This is a genomic window from Streptomyces sp. WAC05292 (assembly GCF_003949955.1).
GTDB classification, from domain to species: domain Bacteria; phylum Actinomycetota; class Actinomycetes; order Streptomycetales; family Streptomycetaceae; genus Streptomyces; species Streptomyces globosus.
In genome coordinates this window covers 1-12,746 of sequence record NZ_RPSE01000012.1, presented here as the reverse complement: position 1 = coordinate 12,746, position 12,746 = coordinate 1, and the positions used below count along the sequence as shown (strand labels likewise).

Here is a 12,746-nt window from a genome sequence, read left to right as displayed (position 1 = left end):
GGACCGCACCGCCCGTTCCCCACTCTGGACGAGTGGAGACGATCGAGTGCGAAGGACGGGGCCGGGAGATGGAAGTCAGCGGGGGCGTCCCGCCGGTCGAGGCGGGTGAGCCGGAGGCCCCGGCCGGACCGCTCGCGTACGAAGGCGTGTGGCGGTTCACCGTGCCCGCCGTTGAAGAATCCGTTCCGCAGGCCCGCCGTGCGGTCCGCGACCTGCTCGGCCGCCAAGGCGTACCGGCCGACCGGGACCTCGTGTACTCCCTGCTGCTGATCGTCTCCGAACTGGTGACGAACTCGGTGCGGCACGCGGCCCTGCTGTCCCCGGAGGTGGCCGTCGAGGTCGCGATCGGCAGGGAGTGGGTACGGGTGGCCGTCGAGGACAACCACCCCTACCGGCCCAAGGCGCTGGAGGCCGACTTCGGGCAGACCGGCGGCCGGGGGCTGCTGCTCGTCCGCGAGACCACCCGGGAGGCCGGCGGGGTCTGCGACGTCGAGCACACCGCGGCGGGCGGCAAGGTCATCTGGGCGGCCCTGCCGCTCGCCGTACCGCCCGCCCGGGCGCACTGAGCGGCGGGCCTACCAGCCGGCCGCGTCGCCCGTCAGCTCGCGGATCGCCGGCCGGGCCGCGTCGAGCACCGTCATGAACCACGCCGAGAACGGCACCTCGGCGTGGCGCTTCGCCAGCTCATCGGGGGTCACGAACGCCGTGTCCGCGACCTCCTCCGGGTCGGGCCGCAGCGCCGCCTGCGCGAGTCCCACGAACAGGTGGTTGTACTCCTGCTCCACCAGACCCGAATCGGGGTCCGGGTGGTTGTAGCGGACCGTGCCCGCCTCGGCCATCAGCGACGGCGACAGGCCCAGCTCCTCGTGCGTCCGCCGGGCGGCGGCCGCGAACGGGGACTCCCCGGGGTAGGGGTGCCCGCAGCACGTGTTCGACCAGACGCCGGGCGAGTGGTACTTGCCCAGCGCCCGCTGCTGGAGCAGGAGGCGGCCCTGCTCGTCGAAGAGGAACACGGAGAAGGCCCGGTGCAGCAGGCCGGGCGCCTGGTGGGCGGAGAGCTTCTCCGCCGTGCCGATGGTGTTGCCGGACTCGTCGACCAGTTCGAGCATGATCGGTTCTTGAGTGCCGGTGCCGTGGGGCGCGCTGTTCGCGGCGGTGGCTGGTGTGGTCGGCATACCCATCCTTCGCTTCGGACTCAGGCCCCCAGTCTGCCCCACGCGCGACACTCGTCCGCACTTCGGCGGTTCGCGCATGTCTGCCCCGGCTGCGTGGTAAGCGGCCGGGGGCGGCGCGCGGAAACCCCGCCCCGCGCGCCGCCCCCGGCCCTGCCCGACTACACGCCGAACGGCGCCGCGTAGGCGATCGTGCCCCGCGGCAGCGGCGCCGCCGCGTCGAGCACCAGCGCCATCATCGCCTCGTCCGGCACCTCGAACAGCGCCCGGATCCCGAACCGCGAGGCCGGGACGAACCCGAACCGCGGGTAGTACTCCGGGTGCCCCAGCACCAGCACGAGGGACTCCCCGCGCTCGCGCGCCGCCGCGAGCAGCGCCCGTACGACGGCGCTGCCGGCGCCCGAGCGCTGGAGCGCCGGATCGACGGCCACGGGTGCGAGGGCGAGGGCCGCCGCGCCGCCGACCTCGCAGCGGGTCAGCAGGGCATGCGCCGCGACCGACCCGTCCGGGCCCTCCGCCACGTACGACAGCCCCGGCAGCCATGCCGGGTCCGCGCGCAGCGCGTCGACGAGGTCCGCCTCCAGCGGGGTCTCGAAGGCCGCCAGGTTGACGGCCCGTACGGCGGCCGCGTCCCCGGGCGCCTCCGGCCGGGTCGGCCAGGCCGCCGCCCCGCGGGCGTCCGCCGGGCGCAGGACGTAGCCGGTGTAGCCGTACTCGCGGCCGTGCCGGGAGCGTACGGCGATCTCCTCGCGTGCCTCGGCCAGCGCCGCGGCGGCCGCCGCCCCGGGGGCGTTCCCGGCCCGGGCGCGGGCCTCGGCCCCGGCGACCCGCTCGGCGAGCGGCCCGTAGTACGCGGCCCAGTCGGAGTCGGGCAGCAGGTGCATCCCGAGGACCCGGTAGCCGGCCGCCTGCGCCGCCGCGATGTTGCGGGCGGTGCGGCGCAGGGGGGAGCGCGGGTCCCAGAAGGCGCGGGCCCCGGCGGACGGCTCCCCGGCGGTCCACTCGCACTCGGTGAGCACGAGGGTCCCTCCGGGCGCGAGCAGCGGCTTCCACCGCGCGAGCGCGGCGTCGAAGCCCAGGATGTACGCCGAGCCCTCCGCCCACACCAGGTCGAAGGACCCGGCGGGGAAGGGGAGCGCGGCCATGTCCGCCTCGACGGGGCGGATCCGGTCGGCGAGCCCGCGCCCGGCGGCGGCGGTGCGGAGCTCGTCGAGGAAGGGCCGGTGCAGGTCGACGGCGGTCACCTCGGCGCCCGGGCCGGCCTCCTGTGCGAGGAGGAGGGCGCTGCGGCCGGGGCCGCAGCCGAGGTCCAGGATCCGCGGCCGCTCGGGCAGGGGCCCGCACAGCGACAGCAGGTGCCGGGTGGTGTCGTCGGAGCCGGGGCCCTGCCGGGGCAGGCCCGCGTGCAGGGCGAAGAACGCCTCCACGAGCTCGGCGTGGGTGCAGTGGTCGGAAAGAGAACCGGAATGGTCGGTCAACGTGAACCCTCGAAGGGAAGGGGCACCCGCCGACGGGCCGGATCGGTGGGATCAGGCCCGTCCGGGCACCCGCAGGGAAAGGGGGACGAACCGGAGCTCGCTGCGCACGGCAGCGACCGCTGCGACGGCCATCAACCCACCTCCCGAAATTTCCGGACCCGTACGCCGGCCGCTCGGCCGACCCGTACCGGTCCCCGCCCGCCCGCGAAGGACGGCCGCTCCTCGTCGCGGTCCGCCCGGTGCGGGACCGCCTCCTGCCCGCCCCGCCGGCCGGAGCCGGCGTGAGCCGCCCCACTTTAACATCCGGGGGTTTGTCGCGCCTCGGCGCGATCACCGATGATGATCGCGCCGAGGCGCCCGGCCACCGGGGCCGCCGGCGACCGGGGAGCCAAACGGGTGGTGAGCCCGTGCTTCCCGCCATCCGATAGCCTCTGCCGACGTGCTGCCGCGCCCCCGTGCGGCGTCTGCCGCCGTGATCGCCGCAAGGAGTGAGTTCGTCTGTCGACCGTCATCCTCACCGGTCTGCCGGTCCCCGGATCACCGCTCGCGGAAGAGCTGCGCTCCCTCGGCTTCGACGTGCGCACCGCGCCCGGCCCGGCGGACGCGGCCGCGGTCCTCGCCGCCGTCCCCGCCGACCAGCGGGTGGCCGTCGTGGACAGCGCCTTCGTCGGGCACGTCCACGCGCTGCGCCTCGCGCTGACCGACCCGCGCTTCGACGCCTGCGCCACGACCGGTGCCCTCACCGTCCGGCCGGCCGCGCGCGCGGCCCTCGACAAGGCCGCCGCGCTGCCCGAAACGGAAGCCGGCGACGGCCCCTGGGCCGACCGGCTCGCCGCCGCCGTCGAGGCCTCCGGGACACCGGTCCAGCGGCCGGAGCTGGGCAGCCTCGTCGCCGCCGTCCCCGCGACCGCGGAGGAGCGGCAGGCCGCCGAGGCCGCCGTCGCGGCCGTCGACGAGGAGGCGGTGCGCCTGCGCTCCGCCGTGAAGTCCCGCGACGGGTTCTTCACCACCTTCTTCATCAGCCCCTACTCGCGCTACATCGCCCGATGGTGCGCCCGCCGGGGCCTGACCCCCAACCAGGTCACCACCGCATCGCTGGCCACCGCGCTCGTCGCCGCCGGCTGCGCCGCCACCGGCGAGCGCTGGGGGTACGTCACCGCGGGCGTGCTGCTGCTGGTCTCGTTCGTCCTGGACTGCACCGACGGGCAGCTGGCCCGCTACTCGCTCCAGTACTCGACGATGGGCGCCTGGCTCGACGCCACCTTCGACCGGGCGAAGGAGTACTCCTTCTACGCGGGCCTCGCGCTGGGCGCCGCCCGCGGCGGCGACGACGTGTGGGGGCTCGCGCTCGGCGCGATGATCCTCATGACCTGCCGGCACGTCGTGGACTTCTCGTTCAACGAGGCCAACCACGACGCGACCGCGAACACCAGCCCCACCGCGGCCCTCTCCGACCGGCTCGACAGCGTCGGCTGGACCGTCTGGCTCCGCCGGATGATCATCCTGCCGATCGGCGAGCGCTGGGCGATGATCGCCGTCCTGACGGCCTTCACCACCCCCCGCATCGTCTTCTACGCCCTGCTCGCCGGCTGCGCGTTCGGCGCGCTCTACACCACCGCCGGCCGGGTGCTGCGCTCGCTGACCCGCAAGGCCCGGCGCACCGAGCGCGCCGCCCGGGCCCTGGCCGACCTGGCCGACACCGGCCCCGCAGCCGAGCTCACCGCCCGCGCCGCGGGCCGCGCCCTCGGCCGCAGGGCGCCGGCCGCCGGGCTCGCCGCCGCCGTGGCCGGCTCGGCCGGCCTGCTGTGGACGGCCTGGGCGCAGCCCTTCGGAGCCTGGCAGACCGCCGTGGCGGCCGCCGGCTACGCGGTGCTCGCCGGAGTCGCCGTCGCCCGCCCCCTGGCCGGGGCCCTCGACTGGCTGATCCCGCCCGTCTTCCGGGCCGCCGAGTACACCACCGTGCTGGTCCTGGCCGCCAAGGCGGACGCCCCCGGAGCCCTCCCGGCGGCATTCGGACTGGTCGCGGCGGTCGCCTACCATCACTACGACACGGTCTACCGCATCCGCGGCAACGCGGGCGCGCCCCCGCGCTGGCTCGTGCGGACGATCGGCGGCCACGACGGCCGGGTGCTGCTGACCGCGGTCCTGGCCGCCGTCCTGGCGACGCGCGCCGCGGACTTCCGCTTCGCGCTCACCGCCCTGGCCGTCGCCGTGGCAACCGTGGTGCTCGCCGAGAGCATCCGCTTCTGGGTCTCCTCCGGGGCACCCGCCGTACATGACGAAGGAGAACCAGCATGATCGGCCTTGTCCTCGCTGCCGGTGCCGGACGCCGCCTGCGTCCCTACACCGACACCCTGCCCAAGGCCCTCGTGCCCGTCGGCCCCGAAGGCGACGAGGAGAGCCTGACCGTCCTCGACCTGACCCTCGGCAACTTCGCCGCCGTGGGCCTGACCGAGGTCGCGATCGTCGTCGGCTACCGCAAGGAGGCCGTCTACGAGCGCCGCGAGGCCCTGGAGGCCAAGTACGGGCTCACGATCACGCTGATCGACAACGACAAGGCAGAGGAGTGGAACAACGCCTACTCCCTGTGGTGTGCCCGGGAGGTCCTGGGCCGCGGTGTGATCCTCGCCAACGGCGACACCGTCCACCCGGTCTCCGTCGAGGAGACCCTCCTCGCCGCCCGCGGCGACGGCAAGAAGATCATCCTCGCCCTCGACACGGTCAAGGACCTGGCCGACGAGGAGATGAAGGTCGTCACCGCCGACGGCCGCGGCGTGCAGAAGATCACCAAGCTGATGGACCCGGCCGACGCCACCGGCGAGTACATCGGCGTCACCCTCATCGAGCCGGAGGCCGCCCAGGCCCTCGCCGAGGCCTTGAAGACCACCTTCGAGCGCGACCCGGACCTGTACTACGAGGACGGCTACCAGCAGCTCGTCGACGACGGCTTCGTGATCGACGTGGCCCCCATCGGCGACGTCAGGTGGGTGGAGATCGACAACCACGACGACCTCGCCAAGGGCCGGACGATCGCATGCCAGTACTGACGAGGCTCATCCCCTCCCCGGTCGTCGTCGACATCAGCCGGGGAGCGATGGACGACCTGGCCGGCCTCCTGGCCGACCAGCGGATCTCGGCGTCCGGCAAGCTGGCCATCGCCATCAGCGGCGGCTCCGGCCAGGTGCTCCGCACCAAGCTGGAGCCGGTGCTGCCGCACGCCGACTGGTACGCGGTCGTCGACGGCACCATCGACTCGGCCGTCAAGCTGGCCGACGACATAAAGGGCCGCCGCTACGACGCCGTCGTGGGCCTGGGCGGCGGCAAGATCATCGACGTGGCGAAGTACGCCGCGGCGCGGGTCGGCCTGCCCATGGTGGCCGTCGCCACCAACCTCTCCCACGACGGCATCTGCTCGCCGGTCGCGACCCTCGACAACGACAACGGCCGCGGCTCCTACGGCGTGCCCACCCCGATCGCGATGGTCATCGACCTCGACGTGATCAAGCAGGCGCCCGTCCGGTTCGTCCGCGCCGGCATCGGCGACGCCCTCTCCAACATCTCCGCCATCGCCGACTGGGAGCTGTCGCACGAGGTCAACGGCGAGGCCGTCGACGGCCTCGCCGCCGCGATGGCCCGCACCGCCGGCGAGGCCGTGCTGCGCCACCCCGGCGGCTGCGGCGACGACGAGTTCCTCACCGTCCTCGCCGAATCCCTCGTCCTGACCGGCATCGCCATGTCGATCAGCGGGGACACCCGCCCCGCCTCCGGCGCCTGCCACGAGATCAGCCACGCCTTCGACCTGCTCCACCCCGGGCGCTCCGCGCTCCACGGCGAGCAGGTCGGCCTCGGCGCCGCCTTCGCGATGCACCTGCGGGGCGCCGCCGAGCAGTCCGGGCTCTTCGCCGAGGTGCTGCGCCGCCACGGCCTGCCGGTGCTCCCCGAGGAGATCGGCTTCAGCGCGGAGGAGTTCGTCGCCGCGGTCGAGTACGCACCGCAGACCCGCCCCGGGCGCTTCACCATCCTGGAGCACCGCAACCTGTCCGCCGCCGATATCAGGGACGCTTACGCCGACTATGCCAAGACCATCCGTAGCTGAGCTCCGGCCCGTCGTTCACCCGGAGGGCGTGAAGGACCGGCGCAGCGGCGAGCACTGGGGCGGCCGCCTGTACATGCGCGAGGTCTCCCTGCGCATCACCCGCCTCCTGGTCACCACCAAGGTCACGCCGAACCAGCTGACCTACGTGATGACCCTCGCGGGCGTCCTCGCGCTGCCCGCGCTGCTCGTGCCGGGCGTCTGGGGCGCCGTCCTCGGCGTGGTCGCCGTCCAGCTCTACCTGCTGCTGGACTGCGTCGACGGCGAGGTCGCCCGCTGGAAGAAGCAGTACTCCCTCTCCGGGGTCTACCTGGACCGGGTCGGCGCCTACCTGTGCGACGCGGCCGTCCTCGTCGGCCTCGGCCTGCGCGCCGCCGACCTGTGGGGCGGCGGCCGTATCGACTGGCTGTGGGCCTTCCTCGGCACGCTCGCCGCACTCGGCGCCGTCCTGATCAAGGCGGAGACCGACCTGGTCGGCGTCGCCCGGCACCAGGGCGGGCTGCCCCCCGTCAAGGAGGCCGCCGCCGAGCCGCGCTCCTCCGGCATGGCACTGGCCCGCCGGACCGCAGCCGCCCTCAAGTTCCACCGCCTGATCCTGGGCATAGAGGCCTCGCTGCTGATCCTGGTGCTGGCCGTGCTGGACCAGATGCAGGGCGGCCTGTACTTCACCCGCCTCGGCGTGGCCGTCCTGGCCGGCATCGCGATGCTGCAGACGGTGCTCCACCTGGTGTCCGTCCTCGTCTCCAGCAGGCTGCGGTGAGCGCCCCGCTGCGCGTCGGCGCGGTCGTCATCACCATGGGCAACCGCCCCGACGAGCTGAAGGCGCTCCTCGACTCCGTCGCCCGCCAGGAGGGCGACCCGGTCGAGGTCGTCATCGTCGGCCAGGGCGTCGACCCCGCCGCCTTCGCCGACCCCGCGGCAGGCGTGCGCACCGTCGCCCTGCCCGAGAACCTGGGCATCCCCGGCGGCCGCAACGTCGGCATCGAGGCCTTCGGCCCCGGCGGCAGCGACGTCGACATCCTGCTCTTCCTCGACGACGACGGGCTGCTGGAGCGCACGGACACCGCCGAGCTGTGCCGCCGCGCCTTCGCGGAGGATCCCCGGCTGGGCATCGTCAGCTTCCGGATCGCCGACCCCGAGACCGGCACCACGCAGCGGCGGCACGTGCCGCGGCTGCGGGCCTCGGACCCGATGCGGTCCTCCCGGGTGACCACGTTCCTCGGCGGCGCCAACGCCGTGCGGACCGCGGTCTTCGGGCAGGTCGGCACCCTCCCGGCGGAGTTCTTCTATGCCCACGAGGAGACCGACCTGGCCTGGCGGGCCCTCGACGCAGGGTGGATGATCGACTACCGGGCGGACATGGTGCTGCTGCACCCGGCGACCGCCCCCTCCCGGCACGCGGTCTACCACCGTATGGTGGCCCGTAACAGGGTGTGGCTCGCCCGCCGCAACCTGCCCCTCCCGCTGGTCCCGGTCTACGTGGGCGTCTGGCTGCTGCTGACGCTCCTGCGCAGGCCCTCCGGGCCGGCGCTCAAGGCATGGTTCGGCGGCTTCAAGGAGGGCTGGACCACCCCCTGCGGTCCCCGGCGCCCGATGAGGTGGCGTACGGTCTGGCGGCTGACCCGGCTGGGTCGACCGCCTGTCATCTGACACGCTGGCGTTTGAGAACATGTTCGCGACCAGGGACAGAGCGCCTCTCGTCCGTGGCCCGCCTCTGCCGCATCGTGAAGACGGAAAGTTTCAACTTGTGAGTGACACAACCCAGGATGGCGCCCTCGCCACGAGCAAGCCGCCGTCCGAAGACGCGGGGCTGACCCCTGCTGAGCTCGCCAGGAAGTACGGCCTGTCCGTCAGCGGTGCCCGGCCGAGCCTGCCCGGCTACGTGCGGCAGCTCTGGGAGCGGCGCCACTTCATCATGGCGTTCTCCCGGGCCAAGCTGGTCGCCCAGTACAGCCAGGCCAAGCTCGGCCAGCTGTGGCAGGTGGCGACGCCGCTGCTCAACGCGCTCGTGTACTACCTGATCTTCGGCCTCATCCTGAACGCGGGCCGCGGCATGGAGAAGGGGGTCTACATCCCCTTCCTCGTCATCGGCATCTTCGTCTTCACCTTCACGCAGAGCTCGCTGATGGCGGGCGTGCGGGCCATCCCCTCCAACCTGGGCCTGGTCCGCGCCCTGCACTTCCCGCGCGCGTCCCTGCCGATCTCCTTCTCGATGCAGCAGCTCCAGCAGCTGATGTACTCGATGATCGTCGTGCTGGTCGTCGCGGTCATCTTCGGCAGCTACCCCTCGCTGTCGTGGCTGCTGGTGATCCCCGCGCTGGTGCTCCAGTTCGTCTTCAACACCGGCCTCGCGCTGATCTTCGCGCGCATGGGCGCCAAGACCCCCGACCTCGCCCAGCTGATGCCGTTCCTGACGCGCACCTGGATGTACGCCTCCGGCGTCATGTTCTCGATCAACGAGATGCTCAAGGACCGCCCGGCGTGGATCGCGGACGTCCTCCAGTGGAACCCGGCGGCGATCTACATGGACCTGATCCGCTTCGCCCTGATCGACGGCTACGGCAGCGAGAACCTCCCGCCGCACGTCTGGGCCTTCGCCGTCGGCTGGGCCGTGGTCATCGGCCTCGGCGGCTTCGTGTACTTCTGGAAGGCTGAGGAGCGTTACGGCCGTGGCTGAGAACAACAGGGGCTCCGTCCCCACCGTCATCGCCGACGACGTGCACATCGTCTACCGCGTCAACACCGGCAGCTCCGGCCGCGGCAGCGCCACCGCGGCGCTCAGCAAGATACTCCGCAGGGGCAAGGGAGACGCGCCCGGCGTCCGCCGGGTCCACGCCGTGCGCGGGGTGTCCTTCACCGCCTACCGCGGCGAGGCCATCGGCCTCATCGGCTCCAACGGCTCCGGCAAGTCGACGCTGCTGCGCGCCATCGCGGGCCTGCTGCCCTGCGAGTCCGGCAAGGTCTACACCGACGGCCAGCCGTCGCTGCTCGGCGTCAACGCGGCGCTGATGAACGACCTCACGGGCGAGCGGAACGTCGTCCTCGGCGGCCTGGCCATGGGCATGAGCCGCGAGCAGATCCACGAGCGCTACCAGGACATCGTCGATTTCTCCGGAATCAACGACAAGGGCGACTTCATCTCCCTGCCGATGCGCACGTACTCCTCCGGCATGGCCGCGCGCCTGCGCTTTTCCATCGCGGCGGCCAAGGACCACGACGTACTGATGATCGACGAGGCGCTCGCCACCGGCGACCGCAAGTTCCAGGTGCGCTCCGAGGAGCGGATCCGCGAGCTGCGCCAGCGGGCCGGAACCGTCTTCCTGGTGAGCCACAACAACAAGTCGATCCGCGACACCTGCAGCCGTGTCCTGTGGTTGGAGAAGGGCGAACTCCTGATGGACGGGCCCACCGAAGAGGTGGTCTCGGCATACGAGAAGGCGTCCGGTCACTGAACGTGACGGCAAGGGGCCCCCGCCGCGCCGAGCAGCGGGGGTCCTCGCATGTCCCCGCCCGCCGCGGGACATTTCACGCCCGACATTCGGTGGCGCGGTGAATACCCCAGAGCGTTCCGCGGCGTTGTACAGCGTAAGCTGGGGCGGTCCTGAATCGCGGCAAGAGGGGACGATTCCCCGCAGGTGAACGGCCTGGGGCACCCCGGGGAAAGTCCGGCGGCGTGTCCGAAATAGGATGCATTGGGTCGGCAGTGTAGAACGGGAGATATGACGGCAATGGCTACGGGAATTCTCCGGCCCCCAGGCATTACGGCCGTCCCCGCCGCGGGCGGCGGGCGGTGACCCCGGCGCACGGCATCCGTCCCCGGCCGACACCGGCCCCCGACGCCCACACGAGCGCCACCCTCGACAAGGCCCGGACGGAGAACTTCCCCGTGGCCCCCGCGTTCCTCCCGCGCGCCTGGCGCGACGGCCTGACCGCCGTCTACGGATACGCCCGCCTCGTCGACGACATCGGCGACGGCGACCTCGCCCCCGGCGGCCGCGACGCCGCCCTCCTCGGCCTCGACCCCGCCGCCGCGGACGACCGGCCGGCCATGCTCGACGCCCTCGAAGCAGACCTGCGGCGCGTCTTCGGCGCCGGGACCCCGCCCCGCCACCCGCTCCTCGCGGCCCTGCGGCCCGTCGTCCGCGACCACGGCCTCACCCCCGAGCCGTTCCTCGCCCTGATCGAGGCCAACCGCCAGGACCAGCACACCGCCCGCTACGCGACGTACGGAGACCTCCTCGCCTACTGCGAGCTGTCCGCGAACCCCGTCGGCCGCCTCGTCCTCGGCCTCACCGGCACCGCCACCCCCGAGCGGATCCGCCGGTCCGACGCGATCTGCACCGCCCTCCAGATCGTCGAACACCTCCAGGACGTCGCCGAGGACCTCCGCCGCAACCGCATCTACCTCCCCGCCGAGGACATGCGCCGCTTCCGCGTCACCGAGGCCGACCTCGCCGCACCCACCGCCGGGGCCTGCGTCCGCTCCCTCGTCGCCCACGAGGCCGCCCGCGCCCGCGACCTCCTCGACGAGGGCACCCCGCTCGTCGGCAGCGTCCGCGGGCGCCTGCGCCTGCTCCTCGCCGGCTTCACCGGCGGCGGCCGCGCCGCCCTGCGCGCCATCTCCGACGCCGGCTTCGACGTCCTGCCCGGCCCGCCCAAGCCCACCAGGAGCGGCCTGCTCCGCGAGGTGGCCGCCGTCCTGCGCACCGCGCTGAGAAAGGGGTGAGCCCGACCGTGGAGGGTTCCGCACACACCACCGCGCCGTCCGCGCAGGTCCAGGCTGCCTACAGCTACTGCGAGGCCGTCACCGGCACGCAGGCGCGCAACTTCGCCTACGGCATCAGACTGCTGCCCGCCGACAAGCGGCAGGCCATGTCCGCGCTCTACGCCTTCTCCCGGCGCGTCGACGACATCGGCGACGGCACCCTGCCGCCCGACGCCAAGCTCGCCCGCCTGGAGGAGACCCGCGCCCTGCTCGGCCGGGTCCGCTCCGGCGCCGTCGACGAGGACGACACCGACCCCGTCGCGGTCGCCCTCGCCCACGCCGCCCGCCGCTTCCCCATCCCCCTCGGCGGACTCGACGAACTCATCGACGGCGTCCTCATGGACGTCCGCGGCGAGACCTACGCCACCTGGGACGACCTGAAGGCCTACTGCCGCTGCGTCGCCGGAGCCATCGGCAGGCTCTCCCTCGGCGTCTTCGGCACCACCGCCGGCGCCGGACCCCGCGCCGAGCACGCCTCCGCCTACGCCGACACCCTCGGCCTCGCCCTCCAGCTCACCAACATCCTGCGCGACGTCCGGGAGGACGCCGGCAACGGCCGCACCTACCTGCCCGCCGAAGACCTCGCCAAATTCGGCTGCGACCCGGCCGGCTTCCGCACCGGCCGGCTCCCCGCCACCGCCGACTTCGCCGGACTCGTCCACCACGAAGTCCGCCGCGCCCGCGCCCTGTTCGCCGAGGGCTACCGGCTGCTGCCGCTCCTCGACCGCCGCAGCGGAGCCTGCGTCGCCGCGATGGCCGGCATCTACCGCCGCCTCCTCGACCGCATCGAACGCGAACCGGACGCCGTCCTCCGCGGCCGCGTCTCGCTGCCCACCCACGAGAAGGCGTACGTCGCCGTACGCGGCCTGTCCGGCCTCGACGCCCGGACCATCACCCGCCAGAGCACGCGGAGGCGCACCCGATGACCCCCACGACCGGCTCCCCGGACCCCGCCCGCGCCGCCGGCCGGCGCGCCGTCGTCGTCGGCGGCGGCCTCGCCGGCACCACCGCCGCCCTCGAACTCGCCGACGCGGGCCTGCAGGTGACCCTCCTGGAGGGCCGCCCCCGCCTCGGCGGCCTCGCGTTCTCCTTCAAGCGCGGCGACCTCACCGTCGACAACGGCCAGCACGTCTACCTCCGCTGCTGCACCGCCTACCGGTGGTTCCTCGACCGGGTCGGAGGCGCCGCCCTCGCCCCGCTCCAGGACCGGCTCGACGTCCCCGTCCTCGACGTCGCTC

The 12,746-nt window shown here is 73.5% G+C and carries 13 protein-coding genes; 11 read left to right on the top strand and 2 right to left on the bottom strand.

Annotated elements, in window-relative coordinates; all coding sequences use genetic code 11:
* Positions 1-68: 68 nt before the first annotated feature.
* Entirely contained in the window at positions 69-566 is a 498-nt protein-coding gene (locus EF903_RS02820) for an ATP-binding protein (RefSeq protein ID WP_125541013.1), read from the top strand.
* A gap of 9 nt (positions 567-575) precedes the next feature.
* Here the strand turns inward: EF903_RS02820 and idi are convergent, their stop codons facing one another.
* Both idi and EF903_RS02810 read right to left on the bottom strand, forming a co-directional pair.
* Positions 576-1,175: an isopentenyl-diphosphate Delta-isomerase gene (gene idi, locus EF903_RS02815; protein ID WP_125540982.1), complete on the bottom strand. Its 600-nt coding sequence runs from the start codon at positions 1,173-1,175 to the stop codon at positions 576-578.
* Between the two features lie 158 nt (positions 1,176-1,333).
* Positions 1,334-2,650 carry a bifunctional class I SAM-dependent methyltransferase/N-acetyltransferase gene (locus EF903_RS02810; RefSeq protein WP_125540981.1) on the bottom strand — a complete coding sequence of 439 codons (1,317 nt, stop codon included), beginning with the start codon at positions 2,648-2,650 and terminating at the stop codon, positions 1,334-1,336.
* Between the two features lie 498 nt (positions 2,651-3,148).
* Between EF903_RS02810 and EF903_RS02805 the strand changes: the two genes are divergently transcribed.
* From EF903_RS02805 to EF903_RS02760, 10 genes are all read left to right on the top strand, one after another.
* The gene (locus EF903_RS02805) at positions 3,149-4,948 is read left to right on the top strand and encodes a DUF5941 domain-containing protein (RefSeq protein WP_125540980.1); all 1,800 of its coding nucleotides are present in this window, start codon (positions 3,149-3,151) and stop codon (positions 4,946-4,948) included.
* Entirely contained in the window at positions 4,945-5,697 is a 753-nt protein-coding gene (locus EF903_RS02800; protein WP_125540979.1) for a sugar phosphate nucleotidyltransferase, read from the top strand. Before EF903_RS02805 ends, EF903_RS02800 begins: the two co-directional genes overlap by 4 nt.
* Entirely contained in the window at positions 5,685-6,746 is a 1,062-nt protein-coding gene (locus EF903_RS02795) for an iron-containing alcohol dehydrogenase family protein (RefSeq protein ID WP_125540978.1), read from the top strand. The genes EF903_RS02800 and EF903_RS02795 overlap by 13 nt, the downstream gene beginning before the upstream one ends.
* Complete coding sequence (locus tag EF903_RS02790; protein WP_125540977.1) at positions 6,724-7,503, top strand: CDP-alcohol phosphatidyltransferase family protein; 780 nt, start codon at positions 6,724-6,726, stop codon at positions 7,501-7,503. Before EF903_RS02795 ends, EF903_RS02790 begins: the two co-directional genes overlap by 23 nt.
* A gap of 35 nt (positions 7,504-7,538) precedes the next feature.
* Entirely contained in the window at positions 7,539-8,393 is an 855-nt protein-coding gene (locus EF903_RS02785; RefSeq protein WP_390336358.1) for a glycosyltransferase family 2 protein, read from the top strand.
* A gap of 97 nt (positions 8,394-8,490) precedes the next feature.
* A complete protein-coding gene (locus EF903_RS02780) occupies positions 8,491-9,420 on the top strand; it encodes an ABC transporter permease (protein WP_114055051.1) in 930 nt (309 codons plus the stop codon).
* Positions 9,413-10,195 carry an ABC transporter ATP-binding protein gene (locus EF903_RS02775; RefSeq protein ID WP_125540975.1) on the top strand — a complete coding sequence of 261 codons (783 nt, stop codon included), beginning with the start codon at positions 9,413-9,415 and terminating at the stop codon, positions 10,193-10,195. Before EF903_RS02780 ends, EF903_RS02775 begins: the two co-directional genes overlap by 8 nt.
* A 338-nt stretch (positions 10,196-10,533) precedes the next feature.
* Complete coding sequence (gene hpnC / locus EF903_RS02770) at positions 10,534-11,469, top strand: squalene synthase HpnC (RefSeq protein ID WP_185902501.1); 936 nt, start codon at positions 10,534-10,536, stop codon at positions 11,467-11,469.
* Positions 11,466-12,434, top strand: coding sequence for a presqualene diphosphate synthase HpnD (hpnD, locus tag EF903_RS02765; protein ID WP_399419994.1), 969 nt, complete (start codon positions 11,466-11,468; stop codon positions 12,432-12,434). Before hpnC ends, hpnD begins: the two co-directional genes overlap by 4 nt.
* A partial coding sequence (locus tag EF903_RS02760) for an FAD-dependent oxidoreductase (RefSeq protein ID WP_125540973.1) occupies positions 12,431-12,746 on the top strand: 316 nt, incomplete at its 3' end. The genes hpnD and EF903_RS02760, both read left to right, overlap by 4 nt.